The organism is Staphylococcus sp. HMSC077D08, assembly GCF_001837945.1.
Lineage (GTDB): Bacteria > Bacillota > Bacilli > Staphylococcales > Staphylococcaceae > Staphylococcus > Staphylococcus epidermidis.
Genome location: NZ_KV834794.1, coordinates 126,386 through 148,410 on the forward strand (window position 1 = coordinate 126,386; position 22,025 = coordinate 148,410).

Below are 22,025 nucleotides of genomic sequence, written 5' to 3' on the forward strand. Positions count from 1 at the left end.
CAAAGAATTAGTAACTGCAGTAATTGATTGACCTACTTTTTTTCTAACATATTTTTATTATTGTCACTTTATCTCTTCTATCTTTATCTAAGAATATTTTGAATTGATTTAAGTTCGATATATTTATTTACTCTGATTGACTTAGCTTACTTATAATTACCTCTTCGTTGTCATATGTAATGAGATTCATTAATGAAAACATGAAAAATATTAAGGGACTTCCTATATAAATCATAAGATTGTTTTCAACACCAAAAATAAGTCCTATCATTAATAATGAGAATAGTAGAAACATTAAATATGCTCCAATTACGAAAAACATATGTTTTAACTTGGATCTAACAATACATTTAATTATATGAGTTTTATTTGATTTTAGCTTTAAATCCCATTTATTTCTTAAAAATCCTCTAATAAAAACGATTACAAGCACCATCAATATAACAATTAGTGAATTAATAGATTGGTTAGATGGCACATCCATCAAATCCATAAATGGTCTCATTAAAGTAGCTATTAATACACCACCACCACCAGAAACACATCCTATATTTTTAGCTTGTTCTTTATTATTATTGTCATCATATTCAATTTCATTTAATTTATCATTTGAAACTTCTATTAATTCTTTTTTTAATATCCAATTCAATGGTGGGAATAAATATGTAAAGCAATTTGATTCCAAATCAATGAGATATTTTTTCTGGTTTAGTTCAATCAGTTTATATCTAGGGTTTTAATGGATTCGATACATCTTTGCTCTAAATTTTTGATTATCATTTAAATCATCAATTTCCATTTTGGTCCCTCACTTTTACTTTTTTACATTTAAAATTTCTCCATTTCAACTTCTTATTTTGAACAATCTACCAACCTTTCATACGATTCAAACTTTTACTTACATTATTAATAGATTGCCCCACATGTTCTTTAACATGATTAGATCTATCTTTCACTGTATCAGAAACTTGATTTATCGTTTTTTAGTCTTTTTTATAGTTTGGTTTGTTTTAACCTGATAATCTTTTATGGTTGATTCTGTATTACTTTTAATCTTATTAACTTTAGACATACCAGCATTCATTTCGTTCATAACTGATGGGATTATATCGTCTTTCATTATTTTTTTACCATGAATTTTCACTTTATTGTATCTTTCACGGATTAAAATATTCCCAATTTCTAGTTTTCCCTTTTCAATAGAGTGAATATGTTTCACTCTATCAAATGCTGGGTCTAATACATTTTTGCCCACCCAATCTGTTCCTGTTTTTAGGCCAAGAAAATTATGTTTATATGCCTGTTCAACAGCATATGTAGCAACAGTACCTGCTGCAATACCACCTAATACTGCCCAACCTCCAGGATTGGTAGCTAAAATAGTAATTGCAGTACCTGTTATTAAACCCGCGCCTGCACCCACGCCAGTTGTTAATCCATTATGCGTCACAACTTCTCCGGTTGTTTTATAATCCTGTATAATGTCTGAATAAACCCCTGTACCAAAACCAATGCCTCCCATTACATAGCTCTTGTAATACCGACACCTTAGTCTTTAAGCATTTTACCAATAATCGTTAGTCCAGGATTATTTTCTAGATATTTACCATATTCCTCCAAGAGTGTAGTTGTTCCATCAACTGTTAAATCTTTTGAAATATCATTTGTATTTTCATCCATATACTTTTTGATATTTTCTATTGTTCTAAACTACTAATCATTTGGTTATTCCCAGATAATAAAATACTAATTTTTAGCGAATTGGTGTTTAAGTGACGTATTTATCGCTTCTAACTGAATAAGATGCTTTTTTAATTTACCAATTTCGTCTATTAATTCAGATTCTTTTGAGTTATTGCTATCGACTTCTGATTGATGTTTACCCACAAAGTTATTACAAGCTTGTTCAGTCAATTTATCAACATTTTGTATGTTTTTACTAGCTTTTTCAATAACTTCAGCTACGATTTATTCATTTTGATTAAATCATAATTAACATTAGAACATTTTATCTAGTAATGAAAATATTGAAACGTACAATTAATTATTGAACATAAAATTTTGAAAAAGAATCAATTAAAGTGAAATATAGGGGTGACAGTCAAAGACCTAATAAATTTGACGTTAGTTGTGAAAATAATGGAGAAGAGCATTTGTATTCAATAGAAAATATTTAGGAGTAAGAAATATGGAATTTGAAGAAAAATTAAATGAAATGTATCAAGAAATAGCGAATAAAATCAATGAAATGATTCCTGCAGAGTGGGAACAGGTTTACACAATGGCTTATATAGATGAAGGAGGAGGAGAAGTGTTTTTTAATTACACTACACCTGGTAGTGACGACCTACATTACTATACTAGTATTCCAGACGATTATAATGTTTCTGAAAGAATATTTGATGAATTATCAGACGAACTTTACGAAAATTTTGACAGACTCAGAGAGCTATTTATAGAAAATAATCAAGAACCATGGACATCATGTGAATTTGATTTTAATAATGAAGGTAAATTAAACGTGGCTTTTGCTTATATTGATTGGAAAAATTCAGAATTTGGACCGTTAGCTAGAGAATATTATTATGAATACAAAAAATTCGGTGTTTTACCAGAAAAAGAATATGCGATAAATAAAGTGAAAAAAGTAGAACAATTTATTAAAGAACAAGAAAAAGAGTAAAATGAAGTGAAGGATGGAGCCTGGGACATAAAGTTCTAGGCTCGCTTTTTATGTGGATCGTACTTCTGATAATAATGACTTATGTTAAATTAAACCTAAATCATCTTGCTTTTGAACAATACCTTGTTGAATATCATCATCTAAATTATTTTTCTTTTCTTTAAATAATTCTTGAAATCTCATCTCGATCAGAATAACCTTCAAAAATAACTTCATCAATATTTTCTTCATTAAAATAATAGATTTGGTCTTCTACAACACCAATTGGATACTTACAAGCTGAATAGTCGAATATATATTTTTGACCCTCAATTTCTATAATTGGACCGCGATTAATAATCATTAACTTTTGGGAACCTTCTTTTAAATATATGATACTTCCTATTGTTTCCACTTTATCCCACTTATCTTCATATATTTTTAATTTTGGTATGTACTTTTCTATCAGAAATTGAAATCATATTTAAAATAGTAAATAGAAATAGCATACCTATCCAACAAATATATACTAAAATATTTTGTTTTTCCTCAAAAATCATTTGTAAAGGGGCAATTGATAAAAACAGCATCATAAAATAGCCGAAAACTACTATTATCATATTTTTAAATGATGGTATCAATATTACTCTTTGTTTACTCTTTTTATTAAATGCTGGGTGATTCAACTTCTTTTTTATAGATAAACGAAGTGTGATCACAGCAACAAAGCCAATTAAAAACATAAAAAATATACCGATTCGATTAATATTAATATCCATATAACCTACAAAACTTCTTAATAGCACACTGATAATGACACCAATACCACCTGCTAGCATACCTTGACTCTTTTGTCTTCCATTATGAAACATGTTTATATTATTGAACTCTTGATAAGTTAATTCTGTGAATTTAATAGGTATAAACCAATTCAGCATTGGACATAAATATGAATACCAATTTTGTTCTAAATCGACCATTAAATATCGATTGTCTTTTTGAATGATTTTATATCGAGGATTTTTATAAATTGTGTATACATAATCCAACTTGTTTCACCAACTCCATTTCATTGGATTTGCTACTTTTTTGACATTGTTGACAGCTTCTCCAACATTTTTTCGACTTATTCTGCTTTATTACTAAAATACCTGGCATTATTTTCCACAGTTTTTGCAACCTCTTGACAACTATCCTGTAATTTATTTTTCATATATAATGCGCCTTTTGCTTCTAAAATAAATTGCTTAGTTTTAAAAACAATTCTTTTATCAATTTAATGACCAGTCCAGTCAACTTTTTAACTCGTACCTAATCCTTTAGTTGAATTTACTATGTCAACGCCAACAAATTTTCGCAAATTAAATCTAATTTGTTACCTTTACTAGTTACAATAATGGCTGAAAAGAATTATATCCGAGAATCATAAGCTTATCCTTGTGACCCACCCGTTCCACAATGACATGTTACTTTTTTGAAGATAATCATATCTACTTGAAATACTTTTTACTATATTTTCAACATCAGAAGAGTAGCCTTTTTATGTAAAAAAAGTATTAAGCAACTGACTAAAAGTGCTTAATACTTTTTGTTATCGAAAAAGCGGCGTCAACATAGAAACAAAACTTTTAAACAATTTATTTCTAAGTTATGATGCTTATTAAAATACATTTAACTTTTACCTTAGATAAATACTAACAATAACGTACATAACCGAAACCTTATAAAACACAAACAATGCCGTGTTTAATAATAAAATTCCAATTCTTGCTTTAATTCATCTACATATTCTTTAGTTCCCGTCACAATCAAACGATCTTTATATCGTAACTGTGTATCACCATGAGGTACGATTGAATCGTTATCTCTTATAATACGAACAAAAATAATATCGCCACCAAATGGGAAATTACGTAATTGAATATTTTCATACTGATAATTTAACATTTGAATTTCATATAGAGATGTTTCTACATTACTTAATAAATTCAGCATATTAGGTGTTTCTATTAAAATTTTTAGTAAGATTTTATTACTTAAATAATTACTAAACACCTCTATACCTTGATGTTTCAATGTCGGATCTTCGTTTGTGCTTTCGAGTCGACATATAACACGTTTAACACCATGTTTTTTAGCCATTAACGCAACGCTTTTATTTATATTGTCATCATTTGTAGAACATACAACAATATCTCGCTCGAAAAGTCCCAAGCGTTCTAATAAATCTTCTTCGTAATCTGCTATTTCTATCATAGTAATATCGTCAGAGAGCTTTCTACTATCACTCAAATCTTTTCGATAGTATAAAGAAATGTCATATAATTGAGAAGTTAAATTTTGTGCTATTGGAATAGTTAATTGATTCTTACCAATCATACTTACTTCTATGCGGCGTCCCACTTCATTAGGAATTGGGAACATCTTCTTGAATATCACGGGTACGAAGACACATGTAATCACAGCACTAAGAATTAAAATGCCGGAAGTTTCCGGAGAAATCGCTTTTAATTTTTCAGCAATTTTAGCCGCAGCTATAACAAGTGATAAAGTTGATGTAAGTAAGAAAGCAGATGCAATGGTAGTTTTGGTGTCAAACCAGCGTCTAATGTAAAATACTGGTATCAGTTTTGAAATAATAAATGAAAAAATGAGTACAGGTATAATGAGTAACAACGATGGTTCTTTAATTAAACTTGGGATATCTAAATCGACACCTACCATGATAAAGAAAATTGGAATAAAGAAACCATAACCAAAGGAATCTAATTTTTCGACCATCTCTTCATTAGGTTTAAGTAAAGAAACAACGACACCGGCAAGAAATGCACCTAATATGTATTCAGCACCAACACCTTCAGCAAGTGCTACTAATAAAATAATAAGTGCAAATACTGCTCTTATACCTATTTGCGTTGTACCATCCATTAACTTTTGTAAGAAGGACATACGTTTAAATAACACACCGATTACATAAAAGACAACTGTAAATACGACTAAAATACCTGTAAGCCATATTGTACTCCCACCTTCACCATAAATAGCACCATAAACAGTTAGTAAAATCATGGTAAATAAATCTGCTAATACAGCTACTAGTAAAATAAATTGTCCTATCGTTGTACGCATAATGTTCATTTCTTTAAGGGTTGGTACTACAACTCCTAACGAAATTGTAGAAATGATAATCACCATTAAAAGGACATCATTAACTAATCCTAACCATTTAAATGCAAAAGCTAAAACAACGGAAATCATCATAATAAATGCAAATACTGTCAGTGCCAGTTTAAGATGACCAGGTACATCCTTTTCATGTTTATCTTCTCCTTGTCTTGGACGTGAATCCTTTTTAAATGCATTAAAGTCAATTTCTAGACCACTTAAAAACATTAAAAAGATAAACCCAAGCGTAGATAAAATATTAAGAAATGCATCTCTTTCCACTAAATTGAGAAAAGAGTGTCCTATCACAATCCCCATCAATATTTCAGCTACAACAACAGGAAGAAAGTTTATATTAAAACGATGCACAATGATTGGAGTCATAAATGCAGCTACGACGACTATAACTAAAGATAAGAATTCCATATGACCTCCTTATGTTAGGTATGACATGAATGATGTAGCTAATCCAAAATAAATAAGCATACTCACAATGTCATTAATTGTTGTAATAAAAGGACCACTTGCAACAGCAGGATCAATTTTACATTTGTTCATTACTAAAGGAATCATTGAACCAACCAATGTACCTACTGTCATTGCGCATGTCAAACTTCCACCTACTATTAAAGCTAATAACGGTTGTCTGAATATGACGACAATAATTAAGAAAAGGATAACTGCACAAACAATACCAGATAATAAACCACTTCCCGCTTCTCGCAATGCAATCTTAAATTTACTCTGTTCATTTATTTCCCCCGTAGATATATTACGGACAGAAACGGCTAATGATTGTGTACCAGAATTTCCTGACATACCACTTATAATTGGAATAAATGCTGCAAGTAATGCCACTTGAGATAATGTATCTTCAAAACTACCTAATATAGTAGCAGTAATCATACCCAAAAATGTTAACACAATGAGCCATGGTAACCTTTTACTCGCCGTTTTAAACACTGAGTCACTTGTAGAATCAATGTCAGATACCCCAGCTAATCGTGAGTAGTCTTCACTTGCTTCTTCATCCATAACATCCAGGATATCATCAATAGTAATAATACCTAGTAAATGATTTTGATAATCTACAACTGGAACAGCTATAAAATCGTAGTCTCTCATTAATTGAGCGATATCTTCTTGGTCATCACCGACATTAGCACTGATGACACGTTCACTCATAACATCTTCAATGTATGCATCATTCTCAGCTACAATAAGATCTCTAAGTGATAGAACACCAACAAGTTGTTCATCTTCATTTACTGCGAATATAACATATATTGTTTCAGCATCAGGCGCTTGTTCTTTTACGTGAATTAACGCTTCTTTAACAGGTGTAGTTGATTTTAAAGAGATAAACTCCGTAGTCATTATACCGCCGGCAGTATCTTCTTCATAATGTAATAAAGCTTTGATTTCATTAGCATTATCTTTGTTCATTAATGTTAGCAAACTCGCCACTTTAGGTTTAGATAACTCATTTAAAATATCTACCGCATTATCATAAGACATTTCCTCTAAGACATGACTAGCATAGGTAGCGTCCATATTATCAAAAAGACTCTCATAATCATCGTCATCAAAGTCTAATTGATCAAAGAAATTTGCTACTTCTTTGGGTGATAAAAACTCGAATATTTTTTGTCTATTTCCATCATCCGTATCTTCAAAGTATTCACTTTGCTCATAGTTATGTAAATCTAAAAATTCTTTTCTGAATTCATCTATATCATTTTGATCTAATAATCGATCAAATAATTCTTTATCATATACGTCTTCACGAACGTTGTCTTTCATTTCAGTTTCGTTAGACATGTTAACACCTCCAAAACATATTTATTATACCATGTTGAATAATTTAATTAATTGTTTGTAATCAACATTTATCAGATAATGAGACCTGTATATGGGGTGGATAAATTCGACTGAACAGCAATGTAACGCTTGTCCATGAACACAAGGATGATTTCCACCGTACAAATCATCACCAATTAATGGATGACCAATATACTCAAAGTGAACTCGAATTTGATGCGTTCTTCCAGTAAGCAATTTAATCTTACATAAACTAGCAGTCTCATTTTGCATAAGCTTTTGATAGACAGTTTTTGCACACTTTCCCTTTTCATTAACTTCTCGCTTAATGATACTATCACTCAGCCTTGCAATAGGCGCTTCAATAACACCTGAAGATTGTGTTTGGCCATAGGCTAAGGCAACATATTCTTTTTTAAATTTCACCTTTGAAAACAAATGGTGTACATGTCCAAATTTAGCAAATACAACTAAACCTGAAGTGTTTCGATCAAGTCGAGTCACAATATGAGGATTTATTTTTTCGCCTTTTTTTGTATAATAAGCAAGCACTTGTTCTACTAAACTACCATGGGGATGTTCTCTAGAAGGTGCACAATTTTGCCTTTGTGGCTTGTTTACAATTATCAAATACGCATCCTCATAAATGATTTCTAATTCCTTATCGTATGGAATCAAATTCTCACTTGGTGTTTCACATGGAAAATGAACTTCTAATCTATCACCTTTGTTCATAACATGTCTGACAGTTACAGGTGAACCGTTTAATAGTAAAGCGCCATTTAATTTAATGGCGCTCAACGTGCGTTTAGAATAATCTTGATTTTTCAAAAAAGTTTTCACTGGTTCTGACTGTACAATTTGATATGTTAAAATCATCGTTCATCATCACTAGAAATAAATGAGTCATGTACCCTTTTCCAAAACGGAAATGGACGGAATCTGGCAAAACGCACTTTCTCATTAGCAACTCTATACTGTATTGCATTGACGTTTTTGTGCTTAATGCTAACATGGTCGATTGTGGTTCTAATCGTATCGTGATTTACCGGCGTAATTAAACACGTATGATGTTTAGGAAGTACTAATGGCGAGCCTACCGTTCTAAACACTCTATTATTAATAGATGCAATTTCAGCAATTTGCATCGCTTCAAGTGATGGATGTATGAGCGCACCACCTAAAGCTTTATTATAAGCTGTCGAACCCGAAGGTGTAGATATACACAACCCATCTCCTCTAAATCGTTCGAAATGTTTACCTCTTATATTGACGTCTACAACCAATGTTGAGCCATTTTCAGTTTTCATTGTTGCTTCATTTAAAGCAAGGTATCTCGTTTCATAACCATTATCGTTATACCTGACTATTAATTCTAAGAGTGGATATTCAATAACTTGAAACTCCGAATTATTAATTTCAATAATAAGCTTTTCAACTTCATGAGGTAACCAATCTGCATAAAATCCTAAATGACCGGTGTGTATCCCGACAAAAGCAACTTTGGATAACATATGACTATATTGATGGAAAGCTTGTAGTAACGTTCCATCTCCCCCAACTGAAATGACAATTTCAGGATTTTCGCTATCTTCTACCATTTGAAAATCTTTCATATGATTGATCATTTTATGCTTTAATGCATTCGATTTTGAATCACCTTTAGTAAGGATTGTATAACGCATGATTTACACCTCATTAGTCATTTTCATGTTTCTTAGCACGCTTTTGCGTATAATACTTTTGAGCTTCTTGAATTTCATCTTTAATTTCGGACATTTCTTCATCCAATAAATATGCCGCTTCTGCTGCTCTTTCTAAACGATGTTGAATCTCATCTGGGTATGCCCCATCATATTTATACCTTAATGTATGTTCGATTGTAGCCCAGAAGTTCATTGCTAAGGTTCTGATTTGAATTTCAGCCAAGATGTGCTTTTGTCCACTTAATGTTTCAATAGGATATTTAATAATCACGTGATAAGAACGATAGCCACTTGCTTTTGTATTTCGAATGTAATCTCTTTCTTCTATAACCTTGAAATCTTGACGTTGTCTTAATATATCAACAACTATGTCAATATCATCCACGAATTGACACATAATTCTAAGACCAGCAATATCGTACATTTCTTCATGTAAACAGTCAAAAGGGATACCCCTTTTGTTCGCTTTGTCTATAACGCTTGAAATAGGTTTTACCCTTCCAGTTACAAATTCAATTGGAGAATTATGTTCTCCCACTTCATATTGTTTTCTTAATCCTTTAAGTTTTACTTTTAATTCATCAACAGCTTGCTTATATGGCGTTAAAAATTGATCCCACTGGTTCATTTTGTTTCACTCCGCTTCACTCTAGTTCGAAAGTTTTTTCAACAGCTGAAACAAACTCCTTACCATAGTTATTGTTTCCTTCTATGTTATTCAAAACATAATCTAATTCTTCTTGGAAATGCTTAAGTTCTAAATGATTATTAATAATGATTCTTTTATCTCTATTCTCATGCAACATCGACCATGTTTCCTGAACAAAAATCAAATATGAATATGATTGTCCATCATCTAAAAGATAAGCAAAACCATAATTATCACTATCAACAAGCATTTGACCTACCTCTTCTAATCCTTCTGTAGATTCTTCTGAGAAGCAATAAACGCCATCATCTTTTAATTTAATTTCATTTATGTAAATACGCATGCTTGTTTCCTCCTTATTCCATACTAGTTTAACATATTACAACCTATCAAAACACGCTACAACTCACAGAAAAATCTTCTAGTCTCTCATGTTTTTACTGTTATCATTACTCATTCTTTAATGATGCTTTAGTGATCACCACAATCCTTTTATCATGTAACTAACCTAGTAAATTTAAGTTTCAACTTTTACTTATAGTGTTTGACTTTAATTATAAATCAAAATTCGTCATAATAAGACGTGCTAAATTTACAATAGCTAAAACATGATAGAGGTGACTTTTATGTCTACGAATAATGAGATTGAATTTAAACAAATACTAGATCAAGATACTTACTCAAAAATCTATGAACTCTATTTCAAAAATCAATCACCTTTTAAGCAAACTAATTTCTATATCGACACAGAGAATTTTAAATTAAAACAGCATCAGGCTGCTTTGCGTATAAGGGTCAAAGATTATATGTATGAAATGACTTTAAAAGTCCCTGCTGAAGTTGGATTGACAGAATATAATCACTCAGTAAATATAGAACCTGAACTTGATATGTCACTTCAACTTTCCCAATTACCCAACGATATTAGAAATATTTTAGAACAGGACTTTAATATTTTAGAAAATGAGCTTAAAGTGCTAGGAAACTTAACTACCTATCGCTTAGAAACCGATTATCAAAATGAATTACTAGTATTAGATAAGAGTGAATATCTCGGCAAAACTGATTATGAATTAGAGTTTGAAGTTCATTCTTATGATGAAGGATATTCAAAATTTAAAAGTTTACTTCAACATTTTAATCTTCAACATCAAAAACCCTTGAATAAGGTGCAACGTTTTTTTCAAGAAAAACAAAATGCAAGTGATAAAGAGTAACAGTTGTCGATAAGGCAAATTACTTTTAAATGTAAAAATTCATGTTATATTAGATATATATTAATGGAACACGGTGATATTATGTCTAAAACACCATATGAGTTGATTGGTCAAAAAGCCTTGTATCAAATGATTGATCATTTCTATCAACTTGTCGAGAAAGATTCTCGTATCAATCATTTATTCCCAGGCGATTTCAAGGAAACCAGTCGAAAGCAGAAACAATTTTTGACACAGTTTCTTGGAGGTCCTGACTTATATACACAAGAACATGGTCATCCCATGTTAAAACGAAGACATATGGAATTTACAATTAGCGAGTATGAACGTGATGCATGGCTTGAGAACATGCATACTGCTATTCAACACGCCCAACTTCCTGCGGGTGTAGGCGATTACTTGTTTGAGCGATTAAGACTTACTGCAAATCACATGGTAAATTCCTAAATTTAATTGTAGGTGAAAATACATGGCTGAAGAATTAAGAATCATGGAGAATAAGAGTCGTGAAGATACTAATCTATCACCTGTTAGCAAAATAGAAATCTATTCTTTTTTTGATCCTTTTAGTAAAGATTGTTTTAAATTATCTGCAATCTTATCAAAATTAAGAATTGAATATAATAAATATATAAAGGTAAGACATATTTTAAACCCTTCTTTAAAGGTATTAACTAAGTGTCAAGCTCAAAGTACTTCAGATTTTGACAATATTGCACTTGCCTATAAAGCCGCTGAACTTCAAGGTCGTATCAGAGCAGAAAGATTTATACATTTAATGCAAAATGAAATCATTCCAAAACGTGATATTATTACCGAAGATATGATTTCTGATTGTATTAAAAATGCCGGCATTGACTATCAAGTTTTTAAAGAAGACTTGCAAAAGGACAAGTTGACTGACAGCTTGAAAGTTGATCTTCACATTGCAAGAGAAATGGAAATAGAACAAGCTCCCTCACTTGTTTTTTTCAGCGAAAATGTTCATGAAGAAGGTTTAAAAGTCGAAGGATTATATCCTTATCATATCTATACTTACATTATTAATGAGTTAATGGGACAACCTATAGAGAAAAATCTTCCTCCAAAATTAGAATACTACATTCAAAAGAAACAACTAGTAACAATGGAAGAACTTTTAACAATCTATGAATGGCCTGAAAAATTACTAAATAAAGAATTAAAGAAACTCACACTTCAACAAAAAGTTGAAAAGTTGCAATATCCAGAGGGAGAATTTTGGAAATCTAAAATGCCTCAGTGTTAATGATAGATATGATGAGAGCTATACAAATTTCATTTTGAAAATTATATCTTAATTACGATAGCGTGGACTCTCGAGTATAAAAAGAAGAATACACATTTATGTTTAACTCAGTTATCTATAAATTAAAAAAATCGCCTATGACGTGAATAGTTGTCATAGGCGATTTTTTATATTTACTGATTTATTTCTTATTAAAAAATATACACAATAATGTATATATCATGTATAGCAATAATTTTTAAATTCACTTTAAAAATTTGCAAATAAAAAAACGCCGTGTCTGATTACACGACGCTAAACAAAGGGGATGGGAGAAATTTTTCACTTCAAACAAAGGGGTATGTTTGTTATGTGATTAATTTCATGTTCATAATATACCACGGTAAAATATCCTTTTCAACCCTTGTTTATTCATAAAATTAAATTGTCACAATCTGTTCATATTGTAAGCGAATTCAATTCTACTAAGCTTTCATTAACTTTTCAAAAGCATCTAATTTCTGTTCAAATACTTCACAAGCTTCCTCTATTGGTTGAGGTGTTGTCATGTCAACACCTGCATTTTTTAATATTTCAATCGGATAGTTTGAGCTACCCTTTTTCAAGAATTCATTGATATATCGTTCAACAGCAGGTTGACCCTCAGTTAAAATTTGATGACTTAAACTTTGAGCTGCACTATAACCAGTTGCGTATTGATATACATAATAATTCATATAGAAATGAGGAATACGTGACCATTCTTTACTAATATCATCGTCAGTTTCTACTGCTTCACCAAAATATAGTTTGTTCAATTTAGCATATTCTTCATTCATACGATTTGGCGTTAACGGCTCCCCAGCTTCTTCTATTTGATGTATTTTATGTTCAAATTCAGCAAACATTGTTTGACGGAATAGTGTTGCTCTAAATCGTTCTAATTCTTGGTTAAGTAACAATAGACGTCGTTCATCATCTAAATGTTTGTCCATGTAGTCACTAAGTAAAGCCTCATTACAAGTTGATGCTACCTCAGCGACAAATATTGTATAATCGCTTAAATTTGATGGTTGATTTTGTCTACTAAAGTAACTATGTGCAGAGTGACCAAATTCATGTACTAAAGTATATAAATCAGAAACAGTGTCTGACCAGTTAAGTAAAATGAAAGGATTGGTTAAATGTCCACCGGATGAATATCCGCCTGAACGTTTACCTTTATTTTCATATACATCGACCCAACGGTTATCTAGACCTTCCTTAACCACATTTAAGTATTCTTCTCCCATTGGCTCAAGTGCTTTTAACATCCAAGATTTTGCCTCTTCATATGGCATTTCAAATTTGACATCTTTAACAAGAGGTGTATAAAGATCATACATTTTTAAATCGTCTAAACCTAGTAACTCTTGTCTAAGCTTCGTGTATCTGTGTAATAAAGGTAAGTATTTATGGACGGTTTTGATTAAGTTATCGTAAACAGCTTCTGGAATATGATTATTACTTAAAGCTCTTTCACGTGCTGAACGATAATGATGAGTTCTAGCATTAAATACATTTTTCTTAACCTCACCAGCTAAAGTAGCACCTAGCGTGTTATTATGCGCACCGTATGCTTTATAAACATTTCTAAAAGCAGAAGCTCTTAACTCACGATCATCAGACTCTAAATACTTGATAAATGTACCTTGTGTTAAAGGATAAGCTTGACCATCTTTATCTATAGCATCTTCAAATTCTAAATCTGCATTGCTAAACATTCCATATACATTAGAAGGCGTTGAAAGTGCGTCTTGTGCTTCTGTTAATAACTTTTCTGTATTCGCATCTAATATATGTGGGCGTTTCTCATTAATCAACTTCAAATCGAATTCATATCGTTTTAAATCATCATTAGAATCGATAAAAGATTGAATAGTAGCTTCATCTAGTTGTAAAATTTCAGGTACTAAAAAACTCCATGCAGAGCTATATTTAATAACAAGTTGATGTGCACGCGCTTCTAAACCGGTATACTTATCATTTGCAGTATCTTGATCTTGTTTTAAATGTGCGTATACATATACCTTTTCTAATTTTGTACCTAACTCGTCTTCAAGACTTAGCGCTTCATATAATGTTTCAGCACTTTCACCAAGATGACCTTTAAATTTTTCTTCTTCACCTATTTTAGCTTCAATACTTTTAAAAGCTTCTTCAAATGCTTCATCACTTTTAAAAATTGTTGTTAAATCCCATGTATATTCAGGATATTTACGTTCCTGTTCTTCTCTTGTTAATTGTTGACTCATAATGTAAACCTCCTTAATAATCTGAATAGCTTAATTTTCTCATTTTAGCACTACTTTTGCACGTTTAAGCTTTCGTGTTCATATAAATAATCAAATTCACGTAAAATAGTGTTTAATATTTGACGTTTGTCGTATTGAAACGTTGCAAAAACCCTAAACTTCACTTGACTAAGAAGTTGTTTACATAATTCGTTATCATTTAATGTTCTTCTTAGCAACAAATATTTTAATTGCCATTCTATTGGATGCGTTATTAAATATATTTGATGTGGTACAACATATCCTAATTTAGAAATTACATCAGAATCATACATATTTAATTGATACATGGCACTGAGTGTAGGTTCTAAAACACTGTGGCGCTTTCTACAATAGTTTATATAACGTTGTATATTAGAAGCAGATAACCTAAAATTGGGAACATTATTTGATTGAAAAGTCATATTTATTATATCCTCAAATTTTAAAACTTTTCTTTGTGCAACAAAATTTTTACCGCCTACATGTTGAAGATGACTATATAATATTAATACAAACTTTTTGGAATCCCATGTTACTAATGTTCTATTAATTGGATGAATAAAAGCACTTTGAAATGGTGATAATTTAACGTATTTATCTTTCAAAGGAACATCTTTAATAATCCAAATTACATTCAAACCTATTCGCTTTAAACCAGTTGTTCGGCGAATAATTTTACTAATACTTATTTTAGAAAATTGAACTTCAATTGCATTTTCTTGATTGATCACAATATCTGGATATTGCAAAACTTCTTTGTAATAAGGTTCAATTTCCACGTTAAAATTCAATGCTTTATAAATTCTTGCTAAATATAACTTTGCTTCATAATGTTCAACTGATTCTGACTTTGAACAGTGGTGATTAAAACGTGTTTTATGCGCAAAGTGAGCTATTAAAGTCATCCCTTGTTTGAGTATCACCTCAGACTTACAGTGAGGACATTGATATTTATCAAATTTGTTTGTATGTTGTGCTAAAATTTTCTGACCTTGCTGATTGATTGCCATTAACATCTCCTCACCCCATTATTAATAACGGAGTACAGCATAGTTTTACTTTTTTTTTAAAAAAAAAGGTGCCCAATGGCACCTTTTAAATCATTATTATTCGTTTGTATCAGTAAAGTATTTACGTACTTGAGAAGTAACATTGTGACTCATAATAATCTTAGCGTAGTCGTTTAAATATATATTTGTTTTATCGGTTGGATATGCAAACTCCAATAACTGACTATAACTATCGTTAATCATCTCTTGTGAAACTGAATCATCAAAATGAATTGAGTAATAATATTTATTATCAATCATATATAATAAATCTTCAAATTCATCAGTGTTTTGATTATTATGATAAGCATAGTCGATAACTTGCTCTAAATCGTCAAATTTCACTATAATATTTCTTACATTTGATGGCTTATGCGCACGTCTTTGTTGTTTATCTTGATGGTTTTTCTTTTGTTGTTTACGTTGTTCAAATAAATCTTCTAAACTTTCTTCACCTTCAAGTGTTTGAGCCAATAATTCATTTACCTGATCATCAAATTGATGATTTGTATCATCGTCTGACATATTCATAGCATCTTCATTTTTTGATTTAGAAATCGTTACTTCCACGCCCTTTTCAAAAGCGTGTACTTGAATCCAAAGTGGACCTTCAACTACAAAATCCTCTTCTTCATTAATTTCATCCATCATTGACCAGAAAAATTCTTCACCACGTTTACGGTTACTCCATAGGTCTTCACGACTAAAACCACGTGCTTCAATGTCACTATATGTTATAAACAATTTTACTGTTGTATCATCAACACGTTCTATTCTCATATCATCTCACTCCTTACAGTCGATGAATAGTAACCATATTGTATTAGAACGGAGGTTAAATTACAATTTATTTGTTTGATTAAATTTAACTATTATTCATTTGGACATCTATTCTAACATATTCCCTGTTTTAATAACAAAAAACTTACTTTAAATAAGATTATATATAAAAGAGCCTAGGACGAAAAATGTCCTAGGCATACTTTAACGAATGGCAATCGATGACTAAATTGTTAGTACGCATATGTTAAGCGTTGTTCAACACGATTCTTCGTTACCAAAGTGGAAAAACGAAATCAGCAAGAATTCTATTCCACTCTCAAATATCTTTCAAAGAAGTTGTTAATATTATTATTAATCAACTAAACGTTGCGCTTCTTGTAATTGGAACGTACGTACTTTTCGTGGTAGGAAACGACGAATTTCATCTTCGTTGTATCCAACTTGTAAACGTTTGTCATCTAAAATAATTGGACGACGTAACAAGCCAGGATTATCTTGAATGATTGAGTATAAATCTTGTAATGGTAATGAATCTATATCCACATTCAATTTTTGATATGTCTTAGAACGTGTTGAAATAATTTCGTCAGTTCCATCTTCAGTCATTTTTAAAATTTGTTTAATTTCATCAATTGTTAAATGTTCAGAAAAAATGTTACGCTCCGTATACGGAATATCATGTTCTTGTAACCATGCTTTCGCTTTACGGCAAGATGTGCAACTTGGTGAAGTAAATAATGTTACCATACATCTCACTCTCCTATAGAATGAATTTAATTCATTATTTTAAAATTATTTGTTAATTAAAGAAATTAAGTTTTTAGCTTTCTTAATCTTACACTTATTATTATAAATGGCTAAGATTAAAATTAAATGAGAAAAACCTAATTTTTCTGAGAAATCTTAAAAATAAATAAAAATGTATACCTCTCTTTAACGATATACCCAGATATTGATATTTTAACACAACTTACAAATTAACGAAATACTGTTATAATGTTACATAAACAATATTAATTAGAAAGTAGGCATCTAATATGGAAACTTTATTCTCAGGAATTCAGCCAAGTGGTATTCCAACAATTGGTAACTACATTGGTGCATTAAAACAATTTGTAGATGTTCAAGATGACTATGAATGTTTTTTCTGTATCGTAGACCAACATGCAATAACGGTACCACAAGACCGCTTAAAATTACGCAAACAAATACGTCAACTCGCAGCAATTTATTTGGCATCAGGTATTGATCCAGATAAATCGACTTTATTTATTCAATCTGAAGTCCCTGCACACGTGCAAGCTGGTTGGATGCTTACAACAATAGCTTCTATTGGTGAATTGGAACGTATGACTCAGTTTAAAGACAAAGCTCAGAAACGCGCAGATGGAGTGCCTGCTGGTCTACTCACTTATCCACCATTGATGGCGGCTGATATCGTGATTTACAACACTAACATTGTTCCTGTTGGTGATGATCAAAAACAACATATGGAACTGACACGTAATTTAGTAGATCGTTTCAATAGTAGATATAACGATGTATTAGTAAAACCAGAGGTACGAATGCCTAAAGTTGGTGGGCGTGTGATGAGTTTACAAGATCCTACTAAAAAAATGAGTAAAAGTGATGATAATCAGAAGAATTTCATTTCTTTATTGGATGAACCTCATGTCGCTGCCAAAAAAATTAAAGGCGCTGTAACAGACTCTGACGGTATAATAAAATTTGATCGTGAGAATAAACCAGGCATTTCAAATTTACTTTCAATTTATTCTGGTCTAACTAATGAATCTATTAAGAATATTGAATCTAAATATGAAGGTGAAGGTTACGGTAAATTTAAAGGTGATTTATCGGAAATTGTTAAAGATTTTCTTATTAATTTCCAAGAAAAATATGCAAGCTTTTATAATTCTGATGACCTAGATGATATTCTAGATAAAGGTAAAGAAAAAGCTCAAAAAGCTTCATTTAAAACATTGAAAAAAATGGAAAAAGCAATGGGCTTAGGTCGAAAAAGATAATACTATATAATATACAAAAAATGCCTCGAAAATAATTTTCGAGGCATTTTATCAATAATTATATGGTTATTTTATTCAAATCACTTTATAAATTTAATCAATATCTTATTTTATACATCATTCATTATTTTTATAGTTGCTTTCCTTATTTTACTCATTCAAGAAGGAATATTTGATGTTACAAGCTTTGGATTTCGTCGTTTAAAGTATCAACTTTCCTCAACTAAGAAAAAACGTATGATGAAAAATGACCACTTTTTCAATCCGCAAAAAGTTAAAAAAGAAAGTTATATAATTTCCCCATGGGTAGTTCCAACATTGATTGTTAACCTCACTTATATAATTGTGAGTATCGGAGTATCCTTATTATTATAAAAAAATCTTCAAGTGAGTAGCTAAATTAATAACTCATCACTTGAAGATTTCTGTTTACATTTATTTAATTTTAGTCTTCAAATTTCTTAAATACTAACACTGCATTATGTCCACCAAATCCTAAACTATTACTCATTGCATAGGTAATGTCTAAGTCTTGGGCTACATTCGGAACAATGTCCAAATCACATTCTTCGTCTGGTGTGATTGCATGTATTGTAGGGGCTACCTTTGAATCACGAATTGATAGAGCAGAAAAAATAGCTTCAATTCCACCTGTAGCACCTAATAAATGTCCAGTCATTGATTTAGTTGAACTTACTTTTAATGACTTCGCAGCATCACCGAATGTATTTTTAATCGCTTGAACTTCATATAAATCTCCAACTGGTGTACTTGTGCCGTGTGCATTTAAATACTGTACATCTTGAGCTTTGATTCCAGCATCATCTAAAGCAGCTTGCATAGCTCTTGAGCCACCTTCACCTTCAGGCGCAGGTGCTGTAATATGATGTGCATCGCCAGAGGAACCATAACCTACAACTTCAGCGTAAATTTCAGCGCCTCTCTCTTTAGCTGAATCTAATGATTCAAGTACAACAATACCTGCCCCTTCACCCATAACAAAGCCATCACGGCCTTCTTGGAATGGTCGACAAGCCGTTTCAGGGTCATTGTTTGTAGATAATGCACGACTAGCACTAAACCCTGCGATTGCCATATGTGTAATAGGTGCCTCTGTTCCACCAGTCACCATTGCATCTGCATCACCACGTTGAATAATTTTAAATGCTTCACCTATTGAATTAGTCCCCGTAGCACAAGCTGTTACTGTAGAACCATTAGGCCCTTTAGCACCTAAATCAATAGAAACTTGACCGGTAGCCATATCAGGAATTAACATTGGAACGAAAAATGGACTTACTCGACGTGGTCCTCTTTCTACAAGTGTTGTATGTGCAACTTCGAAAGTTTCCATACCACCGATACCAGAACCAATCCATACACCAATACGGTCGGCATTTTTTTCATTAATATTTAATTGTGCATCTTTAACCGCTTCTCTTGCAGCAACCACCGCGTATTGTGTAAAACGATCCATACGGCGAGCTTCTTTTCTATCAATGTGGTCTTCTATATTAAAATCTTTCAATTCACCAGCAAGATGTACATTATAATCATCAGTATCTATTCTTGTGATTTTATCTATACCGTTAACACCTTTTAGTGCATTGTCCCATGTTGTTTTAGCATCGTTACCAATTGGAGATAAGGCTCCGATACCCGTTATAACAACTCTATTATTTTTATTCATACGTTATCCTCCTATTTTCCCCATTTAATAACGATTGCGCCCCAAGTTAGACCTCCACCGAAGCCAACTAAGACTAATGTATCGTCATCTTTGATTTTTCCATTTTGCAATTCTTGATTAATACTTAATGGTATTGAGGCAGCCGAAGTATTACCATATTTATTTACTGAGACACTCATTTTTTCTCTTTCTATTCCTAATCTCTCTCTCGCAGATTCCATAATTCTAATATTAGCTTGATGTGGAACAAATAAGTCTATGTCTTCAGAAGATAAACCAGCTTTCTCAACTACACGCGTAGATGCATCACCCATAATTCTCACAGCAAATTTAAATACTTCTCTACCATTCATTTTGAGTTTGCCAGTTTCTCTATCTAAGTACAAGTATTTACCGCCACTACCGTCTGAACCCATTTCATAGCTAATGATACCACGGCCTTCAGCAACTTCTCCCATGACAACAGCTCCAGCACCGTCGCCAAATAATACAGCAGTAGAACGGTCAGTCATATCGGTAATCTTAGATAATTTATCAGCACCCACAACTAAAATATGTTTGTAATCACCAGATTGTATATATTGTTTAGCAGTAATCATTGAATACATAAAGCCAGAACATGCAGCAAGTTGATCCATAGTAGCAACCTTACCTGTTCCTAGTCTTTCTTGTAAGATATTAGCCACGCTTGGGAAAGGCATATCCCCAGTAGCTGTAGCAACGATAATCATGTCTATATCTTCTGGTTGAATGCCAGCATCCTCTATCGCTTTAATACTTGCATTGTATGCTAAATCAGATGTGTCTTGATCTTCGTCTGCCCAATGTCTTTCTTTAATACCAGTCATTTTAGAAATCCATTCATCTGAAGTTTCTAAAAACTGCTCAAAATAGGCATTGTCTATAATATTTTTAGGTGCATATGCACCAAAACCTTTAATACCCACATTCATGGTTGTACACCTTCTTAAAATTTTTTAATACCAGGTATTAATTTAACATATTCATGTTTTTAAACTCAAGCAGAGAGCCTCCCAATCAATACAAAACATTTCCATTATGTATTTTAACAAACTTCACTAAATACATCTTTATAATTACAACATACTCTAATTTCTTATTTTGCTTTTAATTAAAAGTATGAGATAACAACGTCTTAGATTTATACTATACAAATAAGATATTATCACTTAAAATAGAGTTAACGAATAAACAAGTGGAGGTTATATAATATGAGATACCTCATGACATTCATTTGGGCAGTATTGTTACTTCAAATGGTTAATTTCGTATTGAATAGCTTAAATAGTGGACCGGCACTAAATGTAATTAATCCAATTATTATTGCTGTCATCTTCACTATTGTTGTAGCTATTTTAGATCCAATTCTTAAGCCGTCAAAAGGTTCAAGTCAATACGAATCTTAATTCTTTAAATAATAGTGTAGGAGGACATGAATGCTTGTCCTCCTATAACGTGTGTCGAAAAGATTGATATTAATGCATTTTTAATTCAATCATCAACTGCCTTTATATTATAAAAGAGGTTGGGACATAAAGTTCCAAGATAAATAAAAAAAGACAATTTCTATTGAAATAATATAGAAATTGTCTTTTTTATTATTTTTTGAATATTTTCAGTTCTTTGAGCTGTTACTTTTCTCATATTAAGTGCCATTAGCACAAATCCTAGTTC

General features: G+C 31.5%; 23 protein-coding genes and 2 pseudogenes. 7 read left to right on the forward strand and 18 right to left on the reverse strand.

Annotated features, from left to right (window positions below; translation table 11 throughout):
• Positions 1-127 precede the first annotated feature (127 nt).
• The 4 genes and pseudogenes from HMPREF2663_RS08350 to HMPREF2663_RS12885 form a co-directional block, all read right to left on the reverse strand.
• Positions 128-799, reverse strand: a pseudogene (locus tag HMPREF2663_RS08350) (DUF443 family protein).
• Between the two features lie 174 nt (positions 800-973).
• Entirely contained in the window at positions 974-1,522 is a 549-nt protein-coding gene (locus tag HMPREF2663_RS08355) for a hypothetical protein (RefSeq protein ID WP_083319989.1), read from the reverse strand.
• Between the two features lie 26 nt (positions 1,523-1,548).
• Entirely contained in the window at positions 1,549-1,680 is a 132-nt protein-coding gene (locus HMPREF2663_RS13035) for a hypothetical protein (RefSeq protein WP_256322887.1), read from the reverse strand.
• Between the two features lie 66 nt (positions 1,681-1,746).
• On the reverse strand, positions 1,747-1,914 hold the full coding sequence (locus HMPREF2663_RS12885) for a hypothetical protein (protein WP_176746333.1): 168 nt from the start codon (positions 1,912-1,914) through the stop codon (positions 1,747-1,749).
• Between the two features lie 274 nt (positions 1,915-2,188).
• On the opposite strand from HMPREF2663_RS12885, the gene HMPREF2663_RS08360 reads away from it, so the two are divergent.
• Positions 2,189-2,683 carry a TIGR01741 family protein gene (locus HMPREF2663_RS08360; RefSeq protein ID WP_070846180.1) on the forward strand — a complete coding sequence of 165 codons (495 nt, stop codon included), beginning with the start codon at positions 2,189-2,191 and terminating at the stop codon, positions 2,681-2,683.
• Between the two features lie 84 nt (positions 2,684-2,767).
• Here HMPREF2663_RS08360 and HMPREF2663_RS08365 read toward each other — a convergent pair.
• The 8 genes and pseudogenes from HMPREF2663_RS08365 to HMPREF2663_RS08400 all read right to left on the reverse strand — a co-directional run bounded on the left by HMPREF2663_RS08365 (position 2,768) and on the right by HMPREF2663_RS08400 (position 10,346).
• Positions 2,768-3,077: pseudogene (locus HMPREF2663_RS08365) on the reverse strand (DUF4176 domain-containing protein).
• A gap of 16 nt (positions 3,078-3,093) precedes the next feature.
• Complete coding sequence (locus HMPREF2663_RS08370) at positions 3,094-3,711, reverse strand: DUF443 family protein (protein WP_070846182.1); 618 nt, start codon at positions 3,709-3,711, stop codon at positions 3,094-3,096.
• Between the two features lie 697 nt (positions 3,712-4,408).
• Complete coding sequence (locus HMPREF2663_RS08375; protein WP_070846184.1) at positions 4,409-6,253, reverse strand: monovalent cation:proton antiporter family protein; 1,845 nt, start codon at positions 6,251-6,253, stop codon at positions 4,409-4,411.
• 9 nt (positions 6,254-6,262) lie between these two features.
• Positions 6,263-7,648, reverse strand: a complete 1,386-nt coding sequence (gene mgtE / locus HMPREF2663_RS08380; RefSeq protein ID WP_070846186.1) for a magnesium transporter — start codon at positions 7,646-7,648, stop codon at positions 6,263-6,265.
• 24 nt (positions 7,649-7,672) lie between these two features.
• Positions 7,673-8,527 (reverse strand): RluA family pseudouridine synthase, encoded by an 855-nt coding sequence (locus HMPREF2663_RS08385; protein ID WP_070846188.1) that lies wholly within the window; start codon positions 8,525-8,527, stop codon positions 7,673-7,675.
• Positions 8,524-9,333, reverse strand: a complete 810-nt coding sequence (locus HMPREF2663_RS08390; RefSeq protein WP_001829306.1) for an NAD kinase — start codon at positions 9,331-9,333, stop codon at positions 8,524-8,526. The genes HMPREF2663_RS08385 and HMPREF2663_RS08390 overlap by 4 nt, the downstream gene beginning before the upstream one ends.
• A gap of 13 nt (positions 9,334-9,346) precedes the next feature.
• Entirely contained in the window at positions 9,347-9,982 is a 636-nt protein-coding gene (locus tag HMPREF2663_RS08395) for a GTP diphosphokinase (RefSeq protein ID WP_001829266.1), read from the reverse strand.
• A gap of 16 nt (positions 9,983-9,998) precedes the next feature.
• Positions 9,999-10,346: a UPF0738 family protein gene (locus tag HMPREF2663_RS08400; RefSeq protein ID WP_001829330.1), complete on the reverse strand. Its 348-nt coding sequence runs from the start codon at positions 10,344-10,346 to the stop codon at positions 9,999-10,001.
• 283 nt (positions 10,347-10,629) lie between these two features.
• Between HMPREF2663_RS08400 and HMPREF2663_RS08405 the strand changes: the two genes are divergently transcribed.
• The 3 genes from HMPREF2663_RS08405 to yjbH all read left to right on the forward strand — a co-directional run bounded on the left by HMPREF2663_RS08405 (position 10,630) and on the right by yjbH (position 12,487).
• A complete protein-coding gene (locus tag HMPREF2663_RS08405) occupies positions 10,630-11,220 on the forward strand; it encodes a CYTH domain-containing protein (protein ID WP_070846190.1) in 591 nt (196 codons plus the stop codon).
• A gap of 81 nt (positions 11,221-11,301) precedes the next feature.
• Complete coding sequence (locus HMPREF2663_RS08410; RefSeq protein ID WP_002467876.1) at positions 11,302-11,667, forward strand: truncated hemoglobin YjbI; 366 nt, start codon at positions 11,302-11,304, stop codon at positions 11,665-11,667.
• Between the two features lie 22 nt (positions 11,668-11,689).
• The gene (gene yjbH, locus HMPREF2663_RS08415) at positions 11,690-12,487 is read left to right on the forward strand and encodes a protease adaptor protein YjbH (RefSeq protein WP_070846192.1); all 798 of its coding nucleotides are present in this window, start codon (positions 11,690-11,692) and stop codon (positions 12,485-12,487) included.
• A 464-nt stretch (positions 12,488-12,951) separates the two neighbouring features.
• Here the strand turns inward: yjbH and pepF are convergent, their stop codons facing one another.
• The 4 genes from pepF to spxA all read right to left on the reverse strand — a co-directional run bounded on the left by pepF (position 12,952) and on the right by spxA (position 17,360).
• Positions 12,952-14,760 carry an oligoendopeptidase F gene (pepF, locus tag HMPREF2663_RS08420; RefSeq protein WP_001829279.1) on the reverse strand — a complete coding sequence of 603 codons (1,809 nt, stop codon included), beginning with the start codon at positions 14,758-14,760 and terminating at the stop codon, positions 12,952-12,954.
• Between the two features lie 50 nt (positions 14,761-14,810).
• A complete protein-coding gene (locus tag HMPREF2663_RS08425) occupies positions 14,811-15,791 on the reverse strand; it encodes a competence protein CoiA (protein WP_176746334.1) in 981 nt (326 codons plus the stop codon).
• Positions 15,792-15,887: 96 nt separating this feature from the next.
• Positions 15,888-16,610, reverse strand: coding sequence for an adaptor protein MecA (gene mecA, locus HMPREF2663_RS08430; protein ID WP_001829308.1), 723 nt, complete (start codon positions 16,608-16,610; stop codon positions 15,888-15,890).
• Between the two features lie 354 nt (positions 16,611-16,964).
• Positions 16,965-17,360 carry a transcriptional regulator SpxA gene (spxA, locus tag HMPREF2663_RS08435; RefSeq protein WP_001829294.1) on the reverse strand — a complete coding sequence of 132 codons (396 nt, stop codon included), beginning with the start codon at positions 17,358-17,360 and terminating at the stop codon, positions 16,965-16,967.
• A 290-nt stretch (positions 17,361-17,650) separates the two neighbouring features.
• Between spxA and trpS the strand changes: the two genes are divergently transcribed.
• Positions 17,651-18,640 (forward strand): tryptophan--tRNA ligase, encoded by a 990-nt coding sequence (gene trpS / locus HMPREF2663_RS08440; RefSeq protein WP_070846196.1) that lies wholly within the window; start codon positions 17,651-17,653, stop codon positions 18,638-18,640.
• A gap of 6 nt (positions 18,641-18,646) precedes the next feature.
• Complete coding sequence (locus HMPREF2663_RS08445; protein WP_070846198.1) at positions 18,647-19,015, forward strand: DUF3899 domain-containing protein; 369 nt, start codon at positions 18,647-18,649, stop codon at positions 19,013-19,015.
• 70 nt (positions 19,016-19,085) lie between these two features.
• Here HMPREF2663_RS08445 and fabF read toward each other — a convergent pair whose 3' ends face one another.
• Both fabF and HMPREF2663_RS08455 read right to left on the reverse strand, forming a co-directional pair.
• Positions 19,086-20,330, reverse strand: a complete 1,245-nt coding sequence (gene fabF / locus HMPREF2663_RS08450) for a beta-ketoacyl-ACP synthase II (RefSeq protein WP_001829324.1) — start codon at positions 20,328-20,330, stop codon at positions 19,086-19,088.
• An 11-nt stretch (positions 20,331-20,341) separates the two neighbouring features.
• Entirely contained in the window at positions 20,342-21,283 is a 942-nt protein-coding gene (locus tag HMPREF2663_RS08455; RefSeq protein ID WP_002476523.1) for a beta-ketoacyl-ACP synthase III, read from the reverse strand.
• A 279-nt stretch (positions 21,284-21,562) separates the two neighbouring features.
• Between HMPREF2663_RS08455 and HMPREF2663_RS08460 the strand changes: the two genes are divergently transcribed.
• On the forward strand, positions 21,563-21,757 hold the full coding sequence (locus tag HMPREF2663_RS08460; protein ID WP_002457178.1) for a YjzD family protein: 195 nt from the start codon (positions 21,563-21,565) through the stop codon (positions 21,755-21,757).
• Positions 21,758-22,025: the final 268 nt, after the last annotated feature.

Coding starts and splice junctions, on each gene's coding strand:
- HMPREF2663_RS08355 (WP_083319989.1), bottom strand. CDS start 1,522: ATGGGAGGCATTGGTTTTGGTACAGGGGTTTATTCAGACATTATACAG.
- HMPREF2663_RS13035 (WP_256322887.1), bottom strand. CDS start 1,680: ATGGATGAAAATACAAATGATATTTCAAAAGATTTAACAGTTGATGGA.
- HMPREF2663_RS08360 (WP_070846180.1), top strand. CDS start 2,189: ATGGAATTTGAAGAAAAATTAAATGAAATGTATCAAGAAATAGCGAAT.
- HMPREF2663_RS08375 (WP_070846184.1), bottom strand. CDS start 6,253: ATGGAATTCTTATCTTTAGTTATAGTCGTCGTAGCTGCATTTATGACT.
- mgtE (WP_070846186.1), bottom strand. CDS start 7,648: ATGTCTAACGAAACTGAAATGAAAGACAACGTTCGTGAAGACGTATAT.
- HMPREF2663_RS08385 (WP_070846188.1), bottom strand. CDS start 8,527: ATGATTTTAACATATCAAATTGTACAGTCAGAACCAGTGAAAACTTTT.
- HMPREF2663_RS08390 (WP_001829306.1), bottom strand. CDS start 9,333: ATGCGTTATACAATCCTTACTAAAGGTGATTCAAAATCGAATGCATTA.
- HMPREF2663_RS08395 (WP_001829266.1), bottom strand. CDS start 9,982: ATGAACCAGTGGGATCAATTTTTAACGCCATATAAGCAAGCTGTTGAT.
- HMPREF2663_RS08400 (WP_001829330.1), bottom strand. CDS start 10,346: ATGCGTATTTACATAAATGAAATTAAATTAAAAGATGATGGCGTTTAT.
- HMPREF2663_RS08405 (WP_070846190.1), top strand. CDS start 10,630: ATGTCTACGAATAATGAGATTGAATTTAAACAAATACTAGATCAAGAT.
- HMPREF2663_RS08410 (WP_002467876.1), top strand. CDS start 11,302: ATGTCTAAAACACCATATGAGTTGATTGGTCAAAAAGCCTTGTATCAA.
- yjbH (WP_070846192.1), top strand. CDS start 11,690: ATGGCTGAAGAATTAAGAATCATGGAGAATAAGAGTCGTGAAGATACT.
- pepF (WP_001829279.1), bottom strand. CDS start 14,760: ATGAGTCAACAATTAACAAGAGAAGAACAGGAACGTAAATATCCTGAA.
- HMPREF2663_RS08425 (WP_176746334.1), bottom strand. CDS start 15,791: ATGGCAATCAATCAGCAAGGTCAGAAAATTTTAGCACAACATACAAAC.
- mecA (WP_001829308.1), bottom strand. CDS start 16,610: ATGAGAATAGAACGTGTTGATGATACAACAGTAAAATTGTTTATAACA.
- spxA (WP_001829294.1), bottom strand. CDS start 17,360: ATGGTAACATTATTTACTTCACCAAGTTGCACATCTTGCCGTAAAGCG.
- trpS (WP_070846196.1), top strand. CDS start 17,651: ATGGAAACTTTATTCTCAGGAATTCAGCCAAGTGGTATTCCAACAATT.
- fabF (WP_001829324.1), bottom strand. CDS start 20,330: ATGAATAAAAATAATAGAGTTGTTATAACGGGTATCGGAGCCTTATCT.
- HMPREF2663_RS08455 (WP_002476523.1), bottom strand. CDS start 21,283: ATGAATGTGGGTATTAAAGGTTTTGGTGCATATGCACCTAAAAATATT.
- HMPREF2663_RS08460 (WP_002457178.1), top strand. CDS start 21,563: ATGAGATACCTCATGACATTCATTTGGGCAGTATTGTTACTTCAAATG.